Raw genomic sequence first — 20,554 nt, forward strand, 5'->3', positions numbered from 1 at the left:
TTGCGCCGGCAGCGGGCTTTCATTAAAGGCTCGCCATGATCAAGCTTGCTTGAAGGCCCGCTATGACCCAGACAGCCCATCCCGATACCGTCCTCATCGTCGATTTCGGCAGCCAGGTGACGCAGCTCATCGCCCGGCGCGTGCGCGAATCCGGCGTCTATTGCGAGATCGTGCCGTTCCAGTCGGCCGAGGAAGGCTTCCATCGTCTGAAGCCGAAGGCGGTGATCCTGTCCGGCAGCCCGGCCTCGACGCTGGATACCGGCTCGCCCCGCGCGCCGTCCGTCATCTTCGACAGCGGCCTGCCGGTCTTCGGCATCTGCTACGGCCAGCAGACCATGTGCGCCCAGCTCGGCGGCAAGGTCGAGAGCGGCCATCACCGGGAATTCGGCCGGGCCTTCCTCGAGGTCGAAAAGGATTGCCCGCTCTTCGACGGCCTCTGGTCGCTCGGTTCGCGCCACCAGGTGTGGATGTCGCATGGCGACCGGGTTACCGCATTGCCCGAGGGCTTCGAAGTCGTCGCCACCTCGTCCAATGCGCCCTTCGCCTTCATCGCCGATGAAAAGCGCAAGTACTATGCCGTCCAGTTCCACCCGGAAGTGGTGCATACGCCTGACGGCGCGAAGCTCATCGCCAACTTCGTCCACAAGATCGCCGGCATTACCGGCGATTGGACCATGTCGGCCTATCGCGCTAAGGCGGTCGAGGCGATCCGCAAGCAGGTCGGCGACAAGAAGGTGATCTGCGCGCTTTCCGGCGGCGTCGATTCATCCGTGGCGGCCCTCCTCATCCACGAAGCGGTCGGGGATCAGCTTACCTGCATCCTCGTCGACCATGGTCTGATGCGCAAGGACGAGGCGGCGAACGTCGTCGCCATGTTCAAGGAGCACTATAACCTCCATCTGCTCCATATCGACGCTTCCGATCGCTTCATCGGCGAGCTCGAAGGCGTCAGCGATCCGGAGACCAAACGCAAGATCATCGGCCGTCTCTTCATCGAGGTCTTCGAGGAAGAGGCCAAGAAGCTCGGCGGCGCCGACTTCCTCGCCCAGGGCACGCTCTATCCTGACGTCATCGAAAGCGTCTCCTTCACCGGCGGCCCCTCGGTGACGATCAAGTCGCACCACAATGTCGGCGGCCTGCCGGAGCGCATGAACATGCAGCTCGTCGAGCCGCTGCGCGAGCTCTTCAAGGACGAAGTCCGCGTGCTCGGCCGCGAACTCGGCCTGCCCGAAAGCTTCATCGGCCGCCATCCCTTCCCCGGCCCCGGCCTTGCGATCCGCTGCCCCGGCGGCATCACGCGCGAGAAGCTGGAAATCCTGCGCGAAGCCGATGCGATCTATCTCGACGAGATCCGCAAGGCCGGCCTCTACGACGCCATCTGGCAGGCCTTCGCCGTGCTGCTTCCCGTGCAGACGGTCGGCGTCATGGGCGACGGGCGCACCTACGAATTCGTCTGCGCGCTGCGCGCCGTCACCTCCGTCGACGGCATGACCGCCGACTTCTACCACTACGACATGGAATTCCTCGGCCGCGCCGCCACCCGCATCATCAACGAGGTCCGCGGCATCAACCGCGTCGTCTACGACGTCACGTCGAAGCCGCCGGGCACGATCGAGTGGGAGTGAGATAAGAGGCTCCCGGCAGTCAGTCGCGATCAAACCATAAGTCGCGTCGGAACGCCGAGCGCTGGCCCCGCCTCGGCAAGTCGACGATCGAGTGTGTGAACCGTAGCGCCATGCTCCGACGCCACGGCAAGATGCAGCGCATCGCCGGCGCGAAGCCCGAGCATGTGTTGATCGGCGAACTTGGCGGCAGCCCGAAACTGTCCGCCCGTCACGGACAGCACGGTCAAGCTCTCGGCGACCAGCTTGTTGAATATCGCAAGCGCCGCGGCGCGCTGCTCCAGGTCGATCTGGCCGGTCCGCAGCTTGATCGCCATGGCCGAGGAAACCTCAGTGACGGTCCAGTCGCTTATCAGCAGTTCAGCCGGATCCTGCTCCGCCAGCCAGCCCTGGACACGCGGCGTCATCGCTTCGTTGGAAAGGGCCGCGACAATCATCGACGTGTCCAGATAGAGCATCAGTAGCGATCGTCATCCCGCATCGAACGCACCAGATCGGCGGCGCTGCCGGACTGTAGCGGCATGGTCGCCGTAAGCGACTGGAGCAGGGCTGCATCGATCCGCTTGCGCGGCCTGGCCACGGCCGTAAGCCGGGCGACAGGCTTTCCGCGCCGGGTGATTTCGATCGAATCCCCCGCCTCGACCCGATCGACAAGCTCACTCAGATGTGCCTTGGCATCCGCTAGATTGATTGCGGCCACGTCATTCTCCTGACCATGTAGATAGTCATATAGCGTATTGAATTTAAGAATTCCAGTGAATGTCGCCGCCAGCGACGCGGAAACTATCGGCGAAGCGCGAATGACGCTGGTAACGTCCACGGCGATCTGCTGCTTGGCCGACCCTGGTGAAGGGATCGTTGGTGCGGGCGTAGTCGTTGAGCGCGCCCGCGCCGCGATCGAGGCGGACTTCCGCTGCCAGCAGCGCACTTTTCCTCATCCAGCTCTTAGCAGATCTTCGCTGAGGATATCCGTGCGACGGCCATTGTCTCGGAAACGCTACTATATAGTCTGGCTTCGCCGATGCCGCCGGAGAGGAGCCCATGGCAAAGCAGGAATGGAAATGGGTGAGGGTGAAAGCGCTATCCGATAACGACAAAGCCGACATCGCCACCGCATGCGAACGGTTCATCGCCGAGACACGAGGAAGCCGCTCGATTGCTCGCGCGCATCGGCGGCTTGCGTGGCGCGGCCGAGCAAGCCATCTATGTGGAATCGCTGAAGACGCGCTGCGGTCGCAAGCGCAATTTCATGAAGCTCTTAGGGTGAACCCGTGCGGCGCTCCGAGATAGACAGCCAGAATCGATATCTTCTCAAGCTGCAGCATGATTACCGCCTGGCGGCGGATATCGTCGCCCGCGCGTGGGCCGAGTTCCCTGAAGTTCAGGCGATCGCCGTCATCGGCTCGGTCGCAAAGCCGCTCTGGAAGGAGGTCCCTCGCTTCAGGGAGTTCCGCCGCAGCGGCATCGAGGTCTGGCACGAATGCGGTGATCTCGACATGGCGCTCTGGCTCGACACGCAAGAGCGGCTCGCCGAACTGCGCAAGGCATGCGCCCGCTCCTTGCGCCAGGCATTCGAAGCCGGAGCCGGTATGAGTGTTCCGGACAACAGGGTCGATACCTTTTTGTTCGAGCCGGGAAGCGATCGCTATCTCGGTCGCCTCTGCCGCTACAACGAGTGTCCCAAGGGCAAACGCGATTGCTTCACGCCCGGTTGCGGTGCGGTTCCTTTCAACCAAATCATCCCCGGATTTGCGCCCCGGGCCGATCTGCTGGCGCCGGCGCGATATGCGATGCTCTACAAGCGCGGCGTCGGCGTGCTGCGCTCGGCTCTCGACCTTCCGACGGTCGAAGAGGATTGAGATCGGCGGCAGCTACGGCCTACAGCCGTTGTCGGGGCTTGCAAGACGACGATGCCAAGCCTCATAACCGGTTTTCCGAATTTGAGGACGAGACGAAGTGGACATTTCCGAGATCATCATCGACGGCGATACCCCGGGTGTCGAATGGAGGCTGCCGGTGTTCCGGTTCAAGGGGGCAAGTGCTGCGGCGCCGCGCACCTATATCCAGGCGGCGCTGCATGCCAACGAACTGCCGGGCACCGCGCTTCTGCATTTCCTGCTTGAGAAGCTCCGCCAGGCGGATGAGGACGGCGCTATTCTCGGCGATATCACCATCGTTCCGCAGGCAAATCCGATCGGCGCCGCGCAAGCGCATTTCGGCGAGCTGCAGGGCCGCTTCGATCTCGGCTCGCGCACCAACTTCAACCGCGACTTCCCGCTGATCTCCCTTGGCGAGCGTGACGGCCTGCTCGATGAGCCGGACCGATATTCGGCCATCGATCGATTGAAGCGGCACCTTCTCGACATGGCGCTCGGCGCCGAGCTGGTGCTCGATCTTCATTGCGACGACGAGGGGCTGCAATATGCCTATATCGACGAGGCCTTCTGGCCGGAGGCCGCCGACCTTGCCGCGGCCCTCGACATGGAGGCGGTGTTCCTCTCCGACGGGCAAAGCTCGGCCTTCGAGGAGGCGGTCGCCCATGCATGGAAGCACGAGAGCGAAGGCGAGCGCAGGACCGCCCTGCCCGGCCGCCTGTCGGTGACCGTGGAACTGCGCGGCACGCGCGACGTCTATCCGGACATTGCGCGCAAGGACTCCGAGGGCATGTTTCGCTTTCTTGCCGGCCGCGGAGTCGTTGCGAGCACCGGCGCCGGCCTTCCGGCTTTCGCCGGCAAGGCCGTGCCGCTCGACAATATCGAGATGATCCGCGCACCGGAGGCCGGTGCTATCCTCTTCCACCGCAATATCGGCGACAGCGTCGAGGCCGGGGAACTGCTGGCGACCATCCTGGTCAGGCCCGGCGTACCGGGGGGCACCGTCGAGGTCCGGGCGCCGCAGGATGGGCTCATCGTCACGCGCGTCTCCACCCGTCTCGCCCGCCGCCGGTCCGACCTGATGAAGATCGCCTGCGCCGAGCCTTCGCGTGCGGCGCGAAAGCCGGGGACGCTGGAGGCCTGAGGCTGTCGTTTCGACCGGTCGCGGCGCGGAACCCGCTTGCCTTTCCGGCTGGGGGAAACGACTATGATCCGATCCACTGCTCCACAAGGAATACCGGATGTTCGACGCCCTCGCCCGCCAAGCCGACGATCCCTTGCTGGCCCTGATCGGCCTGTTCAGGAAGGATGAGCGCCCTGGAAAGGTCGATCTCGGTGTCGGAGTCTATCGCGACGAGACCGGACGCACGCCGATCTTCCGGGCCGTCAAGGCGGCGGAAAAGCAGCTTCTCGAAACACAGGACAGCAAGGCCTATATCGGCCCCGAAGGGGACCTCGTCTTTCTCGATCGGCTCTGGGAACTCGTCGGCGGCGACACGATCGAGCGGAACCATGTTGCGGGCGTCCAGACGCCGGGCGGCTCCGGCGCGCTCCGCTTGGCGGCGGACCTCATCGCGCGCATGGGCGGCCGAGGCATCTGGCTCGGGCTGCCGAGCTGGCCGAACCACGCGCCGATCTTCAAGGCGGCAGGGCTCGATATCGCCACCTACGACTTCTTCGACATTCCGTCGCAGTCGGTCATCTTCGATAACCTGGTGAGCGCGCTGGAAGGCGCCGCATCCGGCGATGCGGTGCTGCTGCATGCAAGCTGCCACAACCCGACCGGCGGCGTCCTGAGCGAAGCACAATGGATGGAGATCGCCGCGCTGGTGGCCGAGCGCGGCCTGCTGCCGCTCGTCGATCTCGCCTATCAGGGGTTCGGCCGCGGCCTCGACCAGGATGTCGCGGGCCTCCGGCATCTTCTCGGCGTGGTCCCGGAAGCGCTCGTCGCGGTTTCCTGCTCGAAGTCCTTCGGGCTTTATCGCGAGCGCACGGGCGCAATCTTCGCGCGGACCAGCTCGTCTGCCTCGGCGGACAGGGTGCGCTCAAACCTCGCGGGCCTCGCACGCACCAGCTATTCCATGCCGCCGGATCACGGCGCAGCCGTCGTGCGGACGATCCTTGACGACCCGGAACTCAGGCGCGACTGGACGGAGGAGCTCGAGACGATGCGGCTCAGGATGACGGGCCTCCGGCGGTCGCTTGCCGAGGGACTCCGCACCCGCTGGCAGAGCCTCGGCGCAGTCGCCGATCAGGAGGGCATGTTCTCCATGCTGCCGCTTTCCGAAGCGGAGGTAATGCGGCTCAGGACCGAGCACGGCATCTATATGCCGGCATCCGGCCGCATCAACATCGCCGGGCTGAAGACGGCGGAAGCCGCCGAGGTTGCCGGCAAGTTCACCAGTCTCTGATCTCTAGATCACGATGCTTTTAGGCCGGGTCGACCTAAAAGCATGAACGTGACCGGTTCCGATAGGTTCGAGCGGGATGCGGGCGGAAAACCGCACACACTTTTCCTCAACCCGCTCCTGTCCTGTCTCCAGGCCTTTTCCGACGCGCGGCGCCCGGCTATGTCTTCCCGCATCTGGAAGAGCGGGAAGATTCGGCATGACGGTTACGATCTACGGCATCAAGAACTGCGACACGATGAAGAAGGCCCTGAACTGGCTCGACAGCCGCGGCATTTCCTACGATTTCCACGACTACAAGGCGGAAGGCATCGATCGTGCGCGACTCGAGCGCTGGTGCGCCGAACTCGGTTGGGAGGCGCTGCTCAACCGCTCGGGCACCACCTTCCGCAAGCTGGATGAGGCCGACAAGCGGGACCTGACGGCCGACAAGGCGGTCGCGCTGATGCTCGAGCAGCCGTCGATGATCAAGCGCCCGGTGCTCGAGGCCCACGGCAGGCTGCTCGTCGGCTTCAAGCCGGAACTCTACGAAGCCGAATTCGGGACGTAGACCATGTCGAAGACGACCCGGGCGACGCAGGCCCTCGCAAAGGCCGGCGTCATTTTCACCGTTCACAGCTATGACTACGATCCCGGCGCCGAACGCGTCGGACTGCAGGCGGCGGAGGCGCTCGGCGAGGACCCTTCCCGTGTGCTGAAGACGCTGATGGCCGAGGTAGACGGCAAGCCGGTCTGCTGCATCGTGCCCTCGGACCGGGAGGTGAGCATGAAGAAGCTCGCCGCAGCCTTCGGCGGCAAGTCGGCGAGCATGATGAAACCGGCGGACGCCGAGCGGCTCACCGGCTATCACGTCGGCGGCATCAGCCCCTTCGCGCAAAGAAAGACGGTCCCGACTGCGATAGAGGAAGCGGCCCTTGCCGAAGCGCTGGTTTTCATCAATGGCGGGCAGCGCGGCCTGCAGGTGCGGCTTGCGCCCAGGGATGCGCAAGCCGCATTGCGTGCGGTTGCCGCATCTCTGATCGCCTGATTTCTTTAAAAAGGACGAGTGCGGGATGAGGAAAAGTGTGTGCGGTTTTCCGCCCGCATCCCGCGTCTCAACTTCTTGGAATCGATCGCGGTCATGTTTTTAGGTCGACCCGACCTAAAGACATCGTGATCCAGGTGTCAGCCGAGCCTTGAAAGCAGAGAGGCAAGCGCGCCTGCCTCTTCTTCGCCGAGCTTTGCGCCGACGTGACGCGCGATCGATGGCCCGTAGGTCTGCCACATGCGCTCCCGCATGGCACGGCCCTTCCCGGTGACGACCACCCAGCAGCCGCGCGCGTCCTCATCGAATGCCTCTCGCTGCACGAGGCCTTCCTTCTCCAGCCGGTCGATCAGGCGGGAGAGGTTGTATTGGGCAAGCAGCGTGCGGGCTTCGATCTCGAAGGGGCGCAAACGGCCGCCTTCGGCCTTCACGAGCTCCCATAGCACGTCGTACCAGCCAAGCGGCGGCAGGCCCGCCGCCTTGAAGTCCCTTTCGATGGCCGAAAGCGCGCGTCGCTGCGCCCGCATCAGACCGATCCATGCCCCCGTCGCGGCCGCGGTCGGCTCGCTGCTATCCGTCCTTTTTACGCTCATAGATGCAATTACATCTATGTTGACGCGTTTGGCAAGCTGCGTTATATGCAGATGCATCTAAATACAGACAGGAAACGACCATGACGGCGCAGCTCACCCTGATCAGCCACCATCTCTGCCCCTATGTGCAACGCGCTGCGATCGCGCTGCACGAAAAAGGCGTACCCTTCGAGCGCGTCGATATCGATCTCGCCAACAAGCCCGACTGGTTCCTGAAGATCTCGCCGCTCGGCAAGGTGCCGCTGCTCCGCATTTCACAGGATGGCGGCGAAGCGATCCTCTTCGAGAGCACCGTCATCTGCGAATATCTGGAGGAAACACAGGCCGGACCGAAGCTGCACCCCGCCGATCCGCTGGCGCGGGCACGCCATCGCGGCTGGATGGAGTTCGGCTCCGCAATCCTCTCCGACCTCTGGGTCTACGAAACAACGCAGGACGCAGGCACGCTCGAAGCCAAACGCAACGTGCTCAAGTCGAAGTTCGCGACCGTCGAGGCGGAACTCGGCAGCGGCCCCTATTTTGCAGGCAGCGCCTTCAGCCTTGTCGACGCCGTCTTCGCGCCGATCTTCCGCTATTTCGACGTGTTCGACACGATTTCCGACAGCGGCGTCTTTCAGGGCCTGCCGCGCGTCACCGCCTGGCGCGAGGCGCTGGCCGGGAGGCCGAGCGTGAAAGCCGCGGTCGGCGAGGACTACCCGCAGCGGCTGATGGCCTTCCTCGAGAAGCACGAGGCAGCGCTGCTCAAGACGGAAAGGGTGGCTGCCTGAAGGAGCTTCTGTTTTCGGCGGAACCGGTCTAAAACCGCTGACATCCGCAAGAAGACGCGCAGGAGCAGCCATGAACGCCCCCCTCCAATCCACAAGGAATCCAATCGATCCGGTCAAGCTCGAAAAGCTCGCCGAGGTCGCCATCAAGGTCGGTCTGCAATTGCAGAAGGGCCAGGATCTGGTGATGACCGCGCCGATCGCGGCGCTGCCGCTCGTGCGCCTCATCACCAAGCACGCCTATATGGCAGGCGCCGGACTGGTGACGACCTTCTATGCCGACGAGGAAGCGACGCTTGCCCGCTATGCCCATGCGCCGGACGAGAGTTTCGACCGCGCCAGCGACTGGCTTTACGAGGGCATGGCCAAGGCCTATGCGGGAGGTGCTGCGCGCCTCGCCATCGCCGGCGACAACCCGATGCTGCTTTCGGCTCAGGATCCGGCGAAGGTCGCCCGCGCCAACAAGGCGAACTCGATCGCCTACAAGCCGGCGCTCGAGAAGATCTCCAACTTCGACATCAACTGGAACATCGTCTCCTATCCGAACCCCTCCTGGGCGAAGCAGATGTTCCCTGACGATCCCGAGGCGGTTGCCGTGGAAAAGCTGGCAAATGCCATCTTCGCCGCCTCGCGCGTCGACGTCGGCGATCCGATCGCCGCCTGGAAAGAGCACAATGCCAATCTGCACCGCCGTTCGGCCTGGCTGAACGAGGAGCGCTTCGCCGCGCTGCATTTCACCGGCCCCGGCACCGACCTCACCGTCGGGCTGGCGGACGGCCACGAATGGCATGGCGGCGCCTCGGTCGCCAAGAACGGCATCACCTGCAATCCGAACATCCCGACGGAAGAGGTCTTCACTACGCCGCATGCGCTGCGCGTCGAAGGCCATGTGTCGAGCACGAAGCCGCTCTCCCATCAGGGCACGCTGATCGACAATATCCAGGTGCGCTTCGAAGCCGGCCGCATCGTCGAGGCCAGGGCGTCACGCGGCGAGGAGGTGCTGAACAAGGTGCTCGACACCGACGAGGGCGCCCGAAGGCTCGGCGAAGTGGCGCTGGTGCCCCATTCCTCGCCGATCTCGGCCAGCGGCGTCCTCTTCTACAACACCCTCTTCGACGAGAACGCCTCCTGCCACATCGCGCTCGGCCAGTGCTATTCGAAGTGCTTCCTCGACGGGGCGAGCCTCAGCCAGGAGCAGATCCGCGCCCAGGGCGGCAATTCGAGCCTGATCCATATCGACTGGATGATCGGCTCGGGCGAGGTGGACATCGACGGGGTTCGTGCGGACGGCGCCCGTGTGCCCGTCATGCGCAAAGGCGAGTGGGCCTGACACTGCGGGCCCGATGAGCCCCTCAACCGCCTGCCGGCAACCTTCTCCCCGCAGGCGGGGAGAAGGGACAAGCGGCCCCAACTGAACCCCGTACTCACCGCCCCGCCCGAGGGAGCGAACGGGCGCGGCATATCCCTTCTTGCTTCCTTGTGTTGGTTACGCCGGCTTGTTGCCGCCAAGCGTGGAAGCGGTTCCCGCCAGAGGAGTATATGTCCCTACTAGCTCGCTCGGGGGAGAGGGTTAGGGGGCGGCTGCCGCGCGGCGAGCGGTCTGTGCGTACTGGCTCATCCACACGCTTGCGAAGACGGTTGCGATCCCAAGCACCTGCACCGCCGTCAGCTGCTGATCGAGCACGCCCCAGCCGATGAGGATCGCGACGACGGGGCTCAAGAAGCCGAGCGGCGAAACCTGGGAGGGTTCGAGCCGCGACAGCCCACGGAACCAGAGAAGGTAGGTGAAGGCGGTGCCGATCAGGCCGAGATAGGTAAAGCCCAAAATATTCGCGGCTGTGAGCGGTGGCAAAGAGGGTTCCAGCAGCAAGGTGACCGGCACCAGAAGCAGCCCGCCGGCCGCCAATTGCCAGGCGGTGAAGGTGAGCGGCGAGACCGGCGGCGTCCAGTGTCGGCTCAGCACGGTGCCGAAAGCCATGGAGACGGCGCCTGCCAAGCCGGCCGCGACGCCCACCGGATCCAGCGCCGCTTTTGGCGTCAGCACCAGGAGCGCGACCCCCGCCATGCCGGCAATGCCGGCAACGACGCTCAACGCCCGGGCCGGCGAGCCGAGAACGATGCGCGACAGGACGATCACGATCAGCGGCTGAATGGCTCCGACGGTTGCGGCTACACCGCCGGGCAGCCGGTAGGCGGATACGAAAAGCATCGTTTGAAAGAACGAGAAGTTGAGCGCGCCGAGCACGAAACTGCGCGCCAACCACACACCCGTCGGCATCTGCCGGACGACAAGCAGCAGCAGCAGTCCTGCCGGAAGCGCCCTCAGCATTGCGACCGTGACCGGGTAACCGGCCGGCAGGAATTCCGTTGTGACCAGATAGGTACTGCCCCATATGGCCGGCGCTATGGCCGTGAGCAGAATATCGGTGCTGCGCGTACCCATCTCTTCACCTCAAGAATCTTTAGATCAAGATAACTCTACTCCAATTTATCTTGACGTCAAGATACATGGAGGCTACGACTTCGGGAAGGTCGAAACGTTCACTCAGGCCGCTGATGCAGACGGATATGGATCACGTTGACAAAATCCTGGCGCAGTGGCGCAGAGAGCGGCCGGAGCTCGATGCGACAGCCATGGGTCTGCTCGGTCGACTGTCGCGGCTCCGGGCTCATCTCGCTCGTGAGGTAGAAAGCACCCTTGCCGATCACGGCTTGAACTCGGCGAGTTTCGACGTGCTCGCAACGCTGCGGCGCTCCGGTCCGCCCTTCCGGCTCTCGCCGGGCGATCTGCTGGGAACGACGATGGTCACCTCCGGCACGATGACCAACCGCATCGACCAGCTCGAGAAAGCCGGGCTGGTCGAACGCCTGGACAATCCGGAAGACCGGCGCGGTGTCCTCATCGCTCTGACACCGGAGGGTCTCAAGCGCGTGGACGCGGCGGTCACTGCCCATGTCGCCAACCAGCAGCGCCTCGTTGCGGGCCTCGAACCCGATGAACGGGAGGCACTGGACGCGCTACTCAGGAAATTCCTCGCGGTCTTCGAATAGGTCGCCGGTCAGATGCGGCTCACCAGAGCCCTCACACGCTCGATATGGCGCTTCCGCTTCGCCTCCGTCACCCGATCCATGTCGTGCAGAGTGATCATGCGGAAGTCGAGGCCCTTGCCGCAGAAGGCGGCGATGCCGCGCTTCAGCAGCCGCCGCACCGGATTTCCCATGTAGAGATGCACGACCCACCAGGGGGACCCGGTACTGGTCAGCGCCCAGAATAGCCTGATGTCGCCGAGGCGAGGAACGATACGGCCGCCTGCCGCATCATGGTCGAAAGCGACCCCGGGCGCGAAGACGCGATCGAAGAAGCCCTTGAGTATCGCCGGGAAATTGAACCACCATTGCGGAAAGACGAGCACGAGTCCGTCCGCAGCCCTCAGCCGCTCGATCCAGGGGGAGACCCCGGAGGCGTCGTAATCTTTATCGAAATAACTGCCCCGCTCGGCCACGGTCAGCCGCGGATCGAAGCCTTCGCGATAAAGGTCGAGCAGATCGACCGTATGGCCCCTGGCCTCGAGCGTTTCCCGGGCAATGCGGGCGACACTCGCAGCGAAGCTCTCCTCGAGCGGATGGGCGAGCACCATCAGGATATGCATCAGAAGAGGCTGCCCTGCTTCGTCGGCTCGCCGGAGCGTGCAGGCCGCTTCTTCGGCGACTGCGGCGCAGTGCCGTCCTCGCCGGCGACCGCCGCGATGCGGCCATCGGCGAATTCCAGCGAAAGCGCCATCCCGGGATGCACGGCAGCCGCCTGTTTAACCGGCTCGCCCGCGGCATCGCGCACCAGCGCGAAGCCGCGCTGCAGGACGCTGTGATAGGAGAGCGACTGCAGCACGCGGTCCTGTGCTGCCAGCGCGCTTTTCATCCTGCGCAGATCGGCGGCGATCGCCGCATCCCCACGCCTGCCCAGGCTGGAAACGCGATCCGATGCGCGATGAATCTGGCCGATCAGCCGCGACGGCAGAACGCGGAGCGAGGCATCGGCGGACGAAATGCGCTGAGCGCCACGTTGAACCTTACGCTCGACGATGCGCTCGGCCCGGTTGACGGCATCCAAGACGCGCTGACGGCGATCGACGATCCTTGCCGTCAGGAGCTCCGGCCGGAGATGGGCCGCATTGCGTTCGAAGCTTCGCCGCTTGTTGGCGGTGTTCATCTGCAGGCCGCGGCCGAGTCCGGCGGCCGCCTCGTCGAAGCGACGCCGAGGCAAGGCGAGCAATTGGTCGAGCGAGGGCAGCGCCCGCGCAAGCGAGCGCAGCGCCTGGCGGCGATTGTCCATCTGCCGCGCCGCGGCGCCCTTGAGCCGGGCTGCGAGACTGGCGAGCTGGGCCTCGAGATCGGCCTTCACCGGCACCGCCATTTCGGCCGCACCGGTCGGCGTCGGCGCCCGCTGGTCGGCCGCATGGTCGATCAGCGTCCAGTCCGTCTCGTGACCGACGGCCGAGATCAGAGGGACGGCGGAAGCCGCCGCGGCGCGCACCATCGCCTCGTCGTTGAAGCACCAGAGATCCTCGAGGCTGCCGCCGCCGCGCGCGACGATCAGCACGTCGGGCCGGGGAATGGAGCCGCCCGGCTGCAGCGCGTTGAAACCCTCGATCGCCGCCACGATCTCCTCGCAGGCGCCGTCGCCCTGCACGCGCACCGGCCAGACGATGACATGGACCGGGAAACGGTCGGCAATGCGGTGCAGGATGTCGCGGATCACAGCTCCGGTCGGCGAGGTCACGACGCCGACGACCCTCGGCATGAAAGGCAGCGGCCGCTTGCGGCCCGCATCGAAAAGGCCCTCCGCCGCAAGCTTGCGCTTGCGTTCCTCGATAAGCGCCATCAGCGCCCCGGCACCGGCCGGCTCAAGCGAGTCGATGACGATCTGATATTTGGACGAGCCGGGGAAGGTCGTGACCCTGCCGGTCGCGATGACCTCCATCCCCTCCTCCGGCCGGAACTTCAGCCGCGCGAAGGTGGTCTTCCAGACGACCGCATCGATGCGGGCGCGATCGTCCTTCAGGGCGAAATAAGCGTGTCCCGAGGAATGCGGGCCGCGGTAGCCGGAAATCTCGCCCCGCACCCGGACATGCTCGAAGGCCTGCTCGACCGTGCGCTTGATCGAGCCGGACAATTCCGACACCGAATATTCGGCGACGTTGGAGGGAGATTCGGAATCAAAGAACGAAGTCATGCGTCACTTGTAGCCGACACCGCGGCGAAGATCAGCAGTGAGGCGTAGCTATCTGCGGATTTTCTGCATCGTTTCACTGTTTCATCGAACCAGCGAAACGATCTTCCGGACGGAAAACCTATTGGACGTCGCGCCCGCCCTGCCCGAAGAAGCGCCGGGTCGCGTCGTCGGCCGGAAAGAAGGATTCGATCAGAACGCCCTCTACAAGCGCGTCCTGAGTCGAGCCGAAGGTCGAGAGAGTCGTGATGAAGCTAAGCGCCGCGTCACCGAGGCGCAGCTCGATGGGCAGCACCGGCAAGCGGTCTGTCGCCGGGAAGTTCTCGATCGCCACCGCCACCGCCGGGTCGGCAACCAGCCTGTTCAGCCTGCGCTGCAAGGGGCTGCGCGGCCCCTGCAGCCACGCCTCCATGCGAACCCGCTGAACGAGATCGGCTGCGGCGGCTTCCCAATTGACCACGAGGCTGCGGACGCTCTCTGCACCGAGAAAGCCGTCGAGGAAGTTCTCCCCCGGCTTGAACGGAACGCCCGTGGCGTCGACGAGCGCCTGGAAAGCCGGATTGGTCAGCAGCACCGTATACTGGTGGTCGAAAACGAGGCCCGGATAGGGATCGTGCCGGTCGAGCATCAGCCGGATGGCATGGGCGACGGCCGGAGGCATTGCATCGAGGCCCGTTGCCGGCCGCGCCGCAACGCGCGGCCGGTAGCCCGCCGCGGTGAAAAGCGTGCCCTGTTCGCGCGCGGGGACGTCGAGAACCGAGGCGAGCCGCAGGATCATTCCCTCGGACGGCTTGGAGCGGCCCGTCTCCAGAAACGATAGATGGCGCGCGGAAATGCCCGCCGCCATCGCGAGATCGAGTTGGCTCATGCGGCGATGTCCTCGCCATTCCTTCAGGCGGCTGCCGAATTCCATTGATATCTTCCCTGTTGCGGGGGGCAGCCTCGCCCGAACGCGGCACAAAATCCATTACCTCGGAGGTAATTGGTTTGATGACCGCTCTGGTCCAGCATCTGCCCATCGACAACCGATGGAGACAGACATGTTCGATCTTTCCACCCGCTCTCTTCTCAACAAGACGTTTCTCGCCGACGGCATCTTTTCGCTGATCGCCGGCTCGGCTCTCCTCGCGGCAGCGCAGCCGCTGGCGGCGGTCGTCAGCCCCGCCCTATCGCCTGCGGTGATCATGGCGCTCGGCGCCGGGCTCCTCGTCTGGGGCGCCTTCCACCTCGCCACGGCCAGAAAAGGAGGGCCGAGCGCCCTCGCAACACGGATCAGCATCACCGGAGACATCCTGTGGCAGGTCGGAAGCCTCGCCATTCTTGCGTCTGCCTATTCCGCCTTGACGGTCGCAGGAATGGCGCTGATCGTCGTTGCCATGGTCGGTGTCGCCGACTTCCTCTTCTTCAAGATGCGGGGCGCGTCTCAGGCGCGGCTGCTCCAGGCCGCATGAATGGATAGGCCCGGCGCAACGTGCGCCGGGCCTATCCTTTAGCCGGCTTCAGACGGGCTCCCAGCCGTCTTTTTCGCTGGCGCGATAGATCGCGTCGATGAACATCTGGTTCAGGCGCGAGTTTTCCAGTGTCACCACGTCCTCCGCTTCACCTTTCGCAGCACGTGCGAAGGCCTCGGCCTCGAGCTTGTACTGACGCGCATCCTGGAAGCGGAAGAGCTGCGACTGGCCGTGGTTCTGGTTGGTCAGTTCCACCTCTTCCCGGCCGTAGCGATCGGCATTGAAGGGCGACTTCACCTCGATGTAGCCCTTGTCGCCGTGGAAGACCATGACCTGGCGGGCGGCGAGCTGTGTCGAGATATAGAAGCTCAGTTCGAAATCTCCGAAGTCGGCACGAACGCTCGAATAGATGTCGGTGCCGAATTCCGGATCGCGCTCGGTATTGGCCTGCACGCGCAGCGGCTCCTTGCCGGTCGAAAACCGGGTCGTGATTGCCGGATAGACGCCGATATCCGGCAGACCTCCGCCGCCGAGCGACGGGACGTTGCGCATGTTGCCGGGATCGCGGTTGTAATAGGTGAAGGCGCCCTGGACATGCCTGAGGCGCCCGATGGCACCTTCCGCGATGAGCGAGCGCACCTTCCGCCAGACGGGGCTGTAGGTCACCATATAGGCTTCCGAGATCAGCACCTTGTTGCGCTCGCGCGCCGCGATCACGGCGTCGATCTCTTCGGCCTTCAGCGCCAGCGGCTTCTCGCAAAGTACATGCTTGCCGGCATCCGCCGCCTTGATCGCCCATTCGACATGTTGCGACGTCGGCAGCGGGATATAGACGGCGTCGACCGTGTCGGAGGCGAGCATCTCCTCATAGGAGCCGAAAGCATGCGGCACGGAGAAACGGTCGGCCATGGCCCTCGCCTTGGCGAGATCGCGGCTCGCGATCGCCGTGACAACGCAGTTCTCGGCGTCCTGGATCGCGGGTACGACGAGCTCGCGGCCGATCTTGGCCGTCGACAAAATTCCGAAACGCAGCATGAGGCAAACTCCTTTTCGTGCGCGGCGCGAAGGACGCGCGACACTCCCCTGGGCACAAGCTGCGCGAGACTATCCCCGAGGTACGTACCTAGCAAGCCGTGGCGAGGTCAGAAAAACCACGAATGCAGGTGTCATTCGATGGCGAGCTGGCCTATGTTTTTGCCGCAATCCTCCCAATCGCAGCTTGTTTTCATCCAACCACATGGAGCGAAACCATGGAAATGCGCAGACTTGGCCGTACCGGCCTCTCGATTGCCCCGCTCGTCTTCGGCGGCAACGTCTTCGGCTGGACCGCGGATGAGAAAACATCGTTCTCGCTTCTCGACGCCTTTTTCGATGCGGGTTTCAATGCCGTCGACACCGCCGACGTCTATTCCTCCTGGGCGCCGGGCAACAGAGGCGGCGAATCGGAAGCGATCATCGGAAAATGGCTGAAGCAATCCGGACGCTCGCGCGATAGCGCCGTCATCGTCACCAAGGTGGGTTCGGAACTCGGACCGGACCGCAAGGGCCTCTCGCGGCGCTGGATCATGCAGGCAGTCGAGGATTCACTGCGACGCCTGCAGACCGACTATATCGACCTCTATCTCTCCCACTGGCCGGACCCCGACATACCCTATGACGAGACGCTTGCCGCCTACGATACGCTTCTCTCCCAGGGCAAGCTGCGGGCGATCGGCGCATCGAATCTCGACGCGCAGCAGATGCGCGATGCTCTCGACGTTGCGGCGGCGAAGGATCTGCCCCGCTACGACGTGCTGCAGCCCGAATACAATCTCTACGACCGCGCTTCCTATGACGGTCCGCTGCGCAATCTCTGCATCGCCGAGGAGATCGGCGTCATCACCTATTTCAGCCTTGCGAGAGGCTTTCTTTCCGGCAAGTACCGCTCGCACAAGGACCTGGAGGGCTCCGCCCGCGGCGGCGGCGTCGAAAAATATCTCGACGGACGCGGCATGCGGATTCTCGGCGTCTTGGATGAAATCGCCGAGGAGACCGGCGCGAAACAGGCGGAGATCGCGCTCGCCTGGATCATCGCCCGCGAGGGCGTCACCGCACCCATCGCCAGCGCCACCAATCCCGACCAGCTGGCAAGCCTGGTGAGATCGGCGGAATTGGCGTTGCCGGAAGAGGCGATAAGGCGGCTGAACGAAGTGAGCGAATAGAGGGACGTTCTCGATTTTCCCGAAGAGGAAGGCCCCTCCCCACAGGGGGGAGGGCTAGGCCGGCGGACCGGGCGGCATCTAAGCCCCTCCCCCTTGTGGGACCCTTGTGGGGAGGGGTTGGGGAGAGGCGAGTGCCCCGAACGCAATCGTCGGAAAGCCTTCGTAAAGATGCGCATGGCTGCCTTCGTGGTTGGCCATGCCGGGCTTGGTCAGCAGCCCGCGCGGCTCGGCATAGCTGCTGATTCTGCGCCGCGGCCTCTCGTGCCACTGGATGTTGACGGCCCAGAGCTTGGGAAAGAAGCAGAGCGAGGCGTAGGGAAGGTGGTCGTGAATCCACCACGCCAGGCTTTGCCAGCCGCCTTCGTGACGCTCCCGGTCCCAGACCCAGGGAATGGCGATGCAGGCGGTGGCCCCCATGCAGCCCTCCGCATCGCGCATGTCCCAGATATGGTCGGCTGCCGTTGCCGCATTGGTCGAGCAGTTGAGCCTGTTGGCGTTGCCGAAGGCGTTCACCGCGCGGTTTCGGTAAGCAGAGCGGATGTGCAGCCGACCGAAGGTCGCCTCGAGCGGCTCCAGAAGTTCCTCGCAAAGTTTCCGTCCGGCCTCGATCGCCAGTTCCGGATCGTCGGGGATATTCGGGATCCGGTAGAACTCCGCGATTTCGGAGTGAAGAAAATCGCGCAGGAAAAAGTTCTTCGAGAGGCGTACGCGCCCGAGGTCTTCGAGCGATTTCATCGACCCGGGTTTCTTCATGCTTCCCCCGCTTCAGAGCACTTCCAGGAAAAGTATGTAACGGTTTTCCGTCCGGAAGTGCGTTAGATCAAACGGTTAGAGCATTTCAGTGTTTCCCTGAAACAGTGAAATGCTCTAGCTCCTGTGCTCACGCTCTGCGCTCACGCCTTCGTCACCGAAGCGCCGCCGTCGGCCAGCAGCGCAGCGCCGGTCACGAAGCTAGCACCGTCCGAGGCGAGATAAAGCGCCGCTTCGGCAATTTCCTCGGGTCGCGCGATGCGCTTCAATGCATGCAGCCCTTCCACGAAACCGCGCGTCTCGGGCGCCGCTCCCGGCAGGTTCGCGAAATTGGCAGGCGTGTCGGTGCCGCCGGGCAGCAGCGCGTTCACGCGAATGCCGCGCGCGCCGAGTTCGACCGCCAGCGCCTGCACCAGCCCGATCAGCCCCGCCTTGCTCGCCGCATAGGGGGCGACCCCGGCAAAGCCGGCCGTGTGGCCGACGAAGCTCGAAGTGAAGGTGAGCGAACCGCCGCCCCGTGCCGCAATTGCCGGAACCTGATATTTCGCAGCCAGGAAGGCGCTCGTCAAATTGGTATCGAGCGTCTCGCGCCAGCCTTCTACGCTGAGCGACGAGATCTCGCCCATCGCACCGAGCGCCCCGGCATTGTTGAAGGCGGTATCGAGACCGCCGAAGCGGCGCATCGCCAGTTCGACCAGCGCCTCATGCAGGGCTTCGTCGCCCACGTCGCCGGCAAGCGCTGCCGCCTCACCGCCCTCTCCGGCGATCTCGTCGGTAAGCTCCGCAAGTGCATTCCCGTTGCGGGCGGTAACGACGACCTTTGCCCCCTCGCGTGCAAAGAGCAGCGCCGCGGCGCGGCCGATACCTGAGCTTGCGCCGGTGACGATCGCGATTTTACCTTCCAGTCTCGACATGGTTCTTCTCCGTCCGATTGCGTTTACGGCGGGACCATTGCCGATGCGCCACGCTGCAACCACCCGATTTCCGCCTGAGGTGAAACGGACACCTATCGCGCAAGCGGCGGAATTGACCCACGCCTCACGCGCTTTTTGCAGTCGCGAGGAACAAATCTTCGCCCTTTGCTGTTGATTGCGGGTCGAAGGCAACACGAAGCAGACGAGGAAGGAAACGGAAATGGCCAAAGAAAAGACGCTGGACGACCTCTTCCACGATACGCTCAAGGACATCTATTATGCCGAGCGGAAAATCCTGAAGGCTTTGCCGAAGATGGCACGCGCCGCCCAGGCCCCTGAGCTCAAGGCCGCGTTCGAGAAGCACAAGGAGCAGACCGAGACCCATGTGGAGCGGCTGCAGCAGGTATTCGAAATGATCGGCAAGCGCGCGCAGGGCAAGACCTGCGAGGCGATCGAGGGCATCGTCGCCGAGGGCGAAGAGATCATGGACGAATTCAAGGGCACCGCCGCGCTCGATGCGGGCCTCATCTCCGCCGCGCAAGCGGTCGAGCATTATGAAATCTCCCGCTACGGCACCCTGAAGACCTGGGCAAAGACCATCGGTCTCAAGGATGCAGTATCGCTGCTCGACGCGACTTTGAAGGAAGAAGTCGTCACCGACGAGGACCTGACGAAACTCGCGATGGCCCAAGTGAACAAGAAGGCCGCGTAAGCTGCCACGACGGCCGGCGCTCCCCGCCGGCCGTCAGCCGCTGTGCCGGAAGAAATCGATGAAGGCCCGGAGCGCCGGACGCATCAGCCGGCGGGTCGGATAATAGAGGAAAGGCCCCGCATAGGGCGCGCACCAGTCCTCGAGCACCCGGACCAATTTGCCCTCAGCCACATATCCGCTGACGCGCGGCTCGAAGAGATAGGCGAGCCCCGCACCGCCGATGGCGGCCTCGATGATCGGCCGGTCCTCGCCCAGAATGAGCGGGCCGTTCACCGAAACGGTCAGTTCCTCCCCCTCTTTCTCGAACTCCCAGCGATATATGGTGCCGTTGGAGAAGCGGCGGCGGATGCAGCGATGGCCCGCCAGATCGCGCGGGTGCCGCGGCCGCTGGAAGCGCTCGAAATAGGAAGGTGCGGCGACGACCGCGCTTTTCAGTTCCGGCCCGACCTTCACCGCCACCATGTCGGCCTCCAGGCTTTCGCCGAGCCTTATGCCGGCGTCGTATCCCTCCTCTACGATATTGGTGAAGCCGTCTTCATTGGCGATTTCGAGGACGATGTCCGGATAGCGCCCGAGAAAGTCGCCAAGGCGCGGCGCAAGAATGAGGTCGGCGGCAAAACGAGGGGCGGTAATGCGCAGTTTCCCGGCCGGACGATCGCGCGCCTCCGCCGCCCGCTGCAGCGCCTCGGCAATGTCGTCGAGCGCCGGACGCAGCCGCTCCAGCAGGCGCTTTCCCTCCTCCGTGGCGGCGACGCTGCGCGTCGTGCGCGCGAGGAGACGAACGCCGAGGCTCGCTTCCAGACTGCCCACGGCGTGACTGACGGCCGATGGGGCGATGCCGAGTTCCTTCGCCGCGCCGCGGAAGCTGCCATGGGCGGCGACGGCGGAAAGGACGGCCAGTTGGGAGAGCTGTGTGCGGTTCATTGATCGAAATAATAGAACAGCCCGTGAGAATTGACAGAGATTTTCAACCGGCCGTGCGGCACCTATCTTCGCCTTGTCGTTGGGCCCGTG

General features: G+C 64.2%; 23 protein-coding genes and 2 pseudogenes. 13 read left to right on the forward strand and 12 right to left on the reverse strand.

Annotated features, from left to right (window positions below; translation table 11 throughout):
- Positions 1 to 62: 62 nt before the first annotated feature.
- Positions 63 to 1,625, forward strand: a complete 1,563-nt coding sequence (gene guaA / locus M1D34_RS14055; RefSeq protein WP_010968497.1) for a glutamine-hydrolyzing GMP synthase — start codon at positions 63 to 65, stop codon at positions 1,623 to 1,625.
- A gap of 29 nt (positions 1,626 to 1,654) precedes the next feature.
- Here the strand turns inward: guaA and M1D34_RS14060 are convergent, their stop codons facing one another.
- The 3 genes and pseudogenes from M1D34_RS14060 to M1D34_RS14070 all read right to left on the reverse strand — a co-directional run.
- Positions 1,655 to 2,080 carry a type II toxin-antitoxin system VapC family toxin gene (locus tag M1D34_RS14060; protein WP_003529815.1) on the reverse strand — a complete coding sequence of 142 codons (426 nt, stop codon included), beginning with the start codon at positions 2,078 to 2,080 and terminating at the stop codon, positions 1,655 to 1,657.
- Entirely contained in the window at positions 2,080 to 2,322 is a 243-nt protein-coding gene (locus M1D34_RS14065; protein WP_107607943.1) for a type II toxin-antitoxin system Phd/YefM family antitoxin, read from the reverse strand. Before M1D34_RS14065 ends, M1D34_RS14060 begins: the two co-directional genes overlap by 1 nt.
- Positions 2,323 to 2,368: 46 nt before the next feature.
- Positions 2,369 to 2,560 (reverse strand): annotated as a pseudogene (locus M1D34_RS14070) (VirB8/TrbF family protein); the annotation flags it as partial.
- Between the two features lie 103 nt (positions 2,561 to 2,663).
- Between M1D34_RS14070 and M1D34_RS14075 the strand changes: the two are divergent.
- From M1D34_RS14075 to ybaK, 6 genes and pseudogenes are all read left to right on the forward strand, one after another.
- Positions 2,664 to 2,889 (forward strand): annotated as a pseudogene (locus M1D34_RS14075) (hypothetical protein).
- Between the two features lie 4 nt (positions 2,890 to 2,893).
- Positions 2,894 to 3,481, forward strand: a complete 588-nt coding sequence (locus M1D34_RS14080; protein WP_028011540.1) for a hypothetical protein — start codon at positions 2,894 to 2,896, stop codon at positions 3,479 to 3,481.
- Between the two features lie 97 nt (positions 3,482 to 3,578).
- Complete coding sequence (locus M1D34_RS14085) at positions 3,579 to 4,640, forward strand: peptidase M14 (protein ID WP_498779549.1); 1,062 nt, start codon at positions 3,579 to 3,581, stop codon at positions 4,638 to 4,640.
- A 97-nt stretch (positions 4,641 to 4,737) separates the two neighbouring features.
- A complete protein-coding gene (gene tatA / locus M1D34_RS14090; protein WP_498779551.1) occupies positions 4,738 to 5,907 on the forward strand; it encodes a tyrosine aminotransferase in 1,170 nt (389 codons plus the stop codon).
- A 196-nt stretch (positions 5,908 to 6,103) separates the two neighbouring features.
- A complete protein-coding gene (locus M1D34_RS14095) occupies positions 6,104 to 6,454 on the forward strand; it encodes an ArsC family reductase (protein ID WP_498779553.1) in 351 nt (116 codons plus the stop codon).
- Between the two features lie 3 nt (positions 6,455 to 6,457).
- On the forward strand, positions 6,458 to 6,931 hold the full coding sequence (gene ybaK, locus M1D34_RS14100) for a Cys-tRNA(Pro) deacylase (protein WP_498779555.1): 474 nt from the start codon (positions 6,458 to 6,460) through the stop codon (positions 6,929 to 6,931).
- A 137-nt stretch (positions 6,932 to 7,068) separates the two neighbouring features.
- Here the strand turns inward: ybaK and M1D34_RS14105 are convergent, their stop codons facing one another.
- Positions 7,069 to 7,521 carry a MarR family winged helix-turn-helix transcriptional regulator gene (locus M1D34_RS14105; RefSeq protein WP_164819204.1) on the reverse strand — a complete coding sequence of 151 codons (453 nt, stop codon included), beginning with the start codon at positions 7,519 to 7,521 and terminating at the stop codon, positions 7,069 to 7,071.
- A gap of 80 nt (positions 7,522 to 7,601) precedes the next feature.
- On the opposite strand from M1D34_RS14105, the gene M1D34_RS14110 reads away from it, so the two are divergent.
- Together M1D34_RS14110 and M1D34_RS14115 are read left to right on the forward strand one after the other, a co-directional pair.
- Positions 7,602 to 8,288 carry a glutathione S-transferase family protein gene (locus M1D34_RS14110; RefSeq protein ID WP_498779557.1) on the forward strand — a complete coding sequence of 229 codons (687 nt, stop codon included), beginning with the start codon at positions 7,602 to 7,604 and terminating at the stop codon, positions 8,286 to 8,288.
- 70 nt (positions 8,289 to 8,358) lie between these two features.
- Positions 8,359 to 9,615 (forward strand): aminopeptidase, encoded by a 1,257-nt coding sequence (locus M1D34_RS14115; protein ID WP_004435431.1) that lies wholly within the window; start codon positions 8,359 to 8,361, stop codon positions 9,613 to 9,615.
- A gap of 240 nt (positions 9,616 to 9,855) precedes the next feature.
- Here M1D34_RS14115 and M1D34_RS14120 read toward each other — a convergent pair whose 3' ends face one another.
- Positions 9,856 to 10,728 carry an EamA family transporter gene (locus M1D34_RS14120; protein ID WP_027990461.1) on the reverse strand — a complete coding sequence of 291 codons (873 nt, stop codon included), beginning with the start codon at positions 10,726 to 10,728 and terminating at the stop codon, positions 9,856 to 9,858.
- A 113-nt stretch (positions 10,729 to 10,841) separates the two neighbouring features.
- On the opposite strand from M1D34_RS14120, the gene M1D34_RS14125 reads away from it, so the two are divergent.
- Complete coding sequence (locus tag M1D34_RS14125) at positions 10,842 to 11,336, forward strand: MarR family winged helix-turn-helix transcriptional regulator (protein WP_010968485.1); 495 nt, start codon at positions 10,842 to 10,844, stop codon at positions 11,334 to 11,336.
- Between the two features lie 8 nt (positions 11,337 to 11,344).
- On the opposite strand, the gene M1D34_RS14130 is transcribed toward M1D34_RS14125, so the two are convergent.
- The 3 genes from M1D34_RS14130 to M1D34_RS14140 all read right to left on the reverse strand — a co-directional run bounded on the left by M1D34_RS14130 (position 11,345) and on the right by M1D34_RS14140 (position 14,425).
- Complete coding sequence (locus tag M1D34_RS14130; protein WP_153314270.1) at positions 11,345 to 11,935, reverse strand: NAD(P)H-dependent oxidoreductase; 591 nt, start codon at positions 11,933 to 11,935, stop codon at positions 11,345 to 11,347.
- Positions 11,935 to 13,515, reverse strand: coding sequence for an exodeoxyribonuclease VII large subunit (xseA, locus tag M1D34_RS14135; protein ID WP_498779561.1), 1,581 nt, complete (start codon positions 13,513 to 13,515; stop codon positions 11,935 to 11,937). The genes M1D34_RS14130 and xseA overlap by 1 nt, the downstream gene beginning before the upstream one ends.
- A 118-nt stretch (positions 13,516 to 13,633) precedes the next feature.
- Positions 13,634 to 14,425, reverse strand: coding sequence for a helix-turn-helix domain-containing protein (locus M1D34_RS14140; RefSeq protein ID WP_004435442.1), 792 nt, complete (start codon positions 14,423 to 14,425; stop codon positions 13,634 to 13,636).
- A 127-nt stretch (positions 14,426 to 14,552) separates the two neighbouring features.
- Between M1D34_RS14140 and M1D34_RS14145 the strand changes: the two genes are divergently transcribed.
- On the forward strand, positions 14,553 to 14,963 hold the full coding sequence (locus M1D34_RS14145) for a hypothetical protein (protein ID WP_004435446.1): 411 nt from the start codon (positions 14,553 to 14,555) through the stop codon (positions 14,961 to 14,963).
- A 48-nt stretch (positions 14,964 to 15,011) separates the two neighbouring features.
- Here the strand turns inward: M1D34_RS14145 and M1D34_RS14150 are convergent, their stop codons facing one another.
- Positions 15,012 to 15,998, reverse strand: coding sequence for a Gfo/Idh/MocA family protein (locus tag M1D34_RS14150; protein WP_027992935.1), 987 nt, complete (start codon positions 15,996 to 15,998; stop codon positions 15,012 to 15,014).
- A 215-nt stretch (positions 15,999 to 16,213) separates the two neighbouring features.
- Here M1D34_RS14150 and M1D34_RS14155 point away from each other — a divergent pair, with 215 nt between their 5' ends.
- Positions 16,214 to 17,164 (forward strand): aldo/keto reductase, encoded by a 951-nt coding sequence (locus tag M1D34_RS14155; RefSeq protein ID WP_153319020.1) that lies wholly within the window; start codon positions 16,214 to 16,216, stop codon positions 17,162 to 17,164.
- 78 nt (positions 17,165 to 17,242) lie between these two features.
- On the opposite strand, the gene M1D34_RS14160 is transcribed toward M1D34_RS14155, so the two are convergent.
- Together M1D34_RS14160 and M1D34_RS14165 are read right to left on the reverse strand one after the other, a co-directional pair.
- Positions 17,243 to 17,917, reverse strand: coding sequence for a hypothetical protein (locus M1D34_RS14160; protein ID WP_498779564.1), 675 nt, complete (start codon positions 17,915 to 17,917; stop codon positions 17,243 to 17,245).
- Between the two features lie 140 nt (positions 17,918 to 18,057).
- Positions 18,058 to 18,828, reverse strand: coding sequence for an SDR family oxidoreductase (locus M1D34_RS14165; RefSeq protein ID WP_248448730.1), 771 nt, complete (start codon positions 18,826 to 18,828; stop codon positions 18,058 to 18,060).
- Positions 18,829 to 19,048: 220 nt separating this feature from the next.
- On the opposite strand from M1D34_RS14165, the gene M1D34_RS14170 reads away from it, so the two are divergent.
- Positions 19,049 to 19,540 carry a YciE/YciF ferroxidase family protein gene (locus M1D34_RS14170; RefSeq protein ID WP_004435461.1) on the forward strand — a complete coding sequence of 164 codons (492 nt, stop codon included), beginning with the start codon at positions 19,049 to 19,051 and terminating at the stop codon, positions 19,538 to 19,540.
- A 33-nt stretch (positions 19,541 to 19,573) separates the two neighbouring features.
- Here M1D34_RS14170 and M1D34_RS14175 read toward each other — a convergent pair whose 3' ends face one another.
- A complete protein-coding gene (locus tag M1D34_RS14175; protein ID WP_004435466.1) occupies positions 19,574 to 20,464 on the reverse strand; it encodes a LysR family transcriptional regulator in 891 nt (296 codons plus the stop codon).
- Positions 20,465 to 20,554: the final 90 nt, after the last annotated feature.

The organism is Ensifer sp. D2-11 (assembly GCF_054161295.1).

What these genes read in the sequence shown, in the direction of transcription:
- M1D34_RS14150 (WP_027992935.1), bottom strand. Translation starts at nt 15,998, where the DNA reads ATGCTGCGTTTCGGAATTTTGTCGACGGCCAAGATCGGCCGCGAGCTC.
- M1D34_RS14110 (WP_498779557.1), top strand. Translation starts at nt 7,602, where the DNA reads ATGACGGCGCAGCTCACCCTGATCAGCCACCATCTCTGCCCCTATGTG.
- M1D34_RS14175 (WP_004435466.1), bottom strand. Translation starts at nt 20,464, where the DNA reads ATGAACCGCACACAGCTCTCCCAACTGGCCGTCCTTTCCGCCGTCGCC.
- M1D34_RS14160 (WP_498779564.1), bottom strand. Translation starts at nt 17,917, where the DNA reads ATGAAGAAACCCGGGTCGATGAAATCGCTCGAAGACCTCGGGCGCGTA.
- M1D34_RS14060 (WP_003529815.1), bottom strand. Translation starts at nt 2,080, where the DNA reads ATGCTCTATCTGGACACGTCGATGATTGTCGCGGCCCTTTCCAACGAA.
- xseA (WP_498779561.1), bottom strand. Translation starts at nt 13,515, where the DNA reads ATGACTTCGTTCTTTGATTCCGAATCTCCCTCCAACGTCGCCGAATAT.
- M1D34_RS14120 (WP_027990461.1), bottom strand. Translation starts at nt 10,728, where the DNA reads ATGGGTACGCGCAGCACCGATATTCTGCTCACGGCCATAGCGCCGGCC.
- M1D34_RS14130 (WP_153314270.1), bottom strand. Translation starts at nt 11,935, where the DNA reads ATGCATATCCTGATGGTGCTCGCCCATCCGCTCGAGGAGAGCTTCGCT.
- M1D34_RS14095 (WP_498779553.1), top strand. Translation starts at nt 6,104, where the DNA reads ATGACGGTTACGATCTACGGCATCAAGAACTGCGACACGATGAAGAAG.
- M1D34_RS14170 (WP_004435461.1), top strand. Translation starts at nt 19,049, where the DNA reads ATGGCCAAAGAAAAGACGCTGGACGACCTCTTCCACGATACGCTCAAG.
- M1D34_RS14155 (WP_153319020.1), top strand. Translation starts at nt 16,214, where the DNA reads ATGGAAATGCGCAGACTTGGCCGTACCGGCCTCTCGATTGCCCCGCTC.
- M1D34_RS14115 (WP_004435431.1), top strand. Translation starts at nt 8,359, where the DNA reads ATGAACGCCCCCCTCCAATCCACAAGGAATCCAATCGATCCGGTCAAG.
- ybaK (WP_498779555.1), top strand. Translation starts at nt 6,458, where the DNA reads ATGTCGAAGACGACCCGGGCGACGCAGGCCCTCGCAAAGGCCGGCGTC.
- M1D34_RS14140 (WP_004435442.1), bottom strand. Translation starts at nt 14,425, where the DNA reads ATGGAATTCGGCAGCCGCCTGAAGGAATGGCGAGGACATCGCCGCATG.
- M1D34_RS14125 (WP_010968485.1), top strand. Translation starts at nt 10,842, where the DNA reads ATGCAGACGGATATGGATCACGTTGACAAAATCCTGGCGCAGTGGCGC.
- M1D34_RS14145 (WP_004435446.1), top strand. Translation starts at nt 14,553, where the DNA reads ATGTTCGATCTTTCCACCCGCTCTCTTCTCAACAAGACGTTTCTCGCC.
- M1D34_RS14105 (WP_164819204.1), bottom strand. Translation starts at nt 7,521, where the DNA reads ATGAGCGTAAAAAGGACGGATAGCAGCGAGCCGACCGCGGCCGCGACG.
- guaA (WP_010968497.1), top strand. Translation starts at nt 63, where the DNA reads ATGACCCAGACAGCCCATCCCGATACCGTCCTCATCGTCGATTTCGGC.
- tatA (WP_498779551.1), top strand. Translation starts at nt 4,738, where the DNA reads ATGTTCGACGCCCTCGCCCGCCAAGCCGACGATCCCTTGCTGGCCCTG.
- M1D34_RS14165 (WP_248448730.1), bottom strand. Translation starts at nt 18,828, where the DNA reads ATGTCGAGACTGGAAGGTAAAATCGCGATCGTCACCGGCGCAAGCTCA.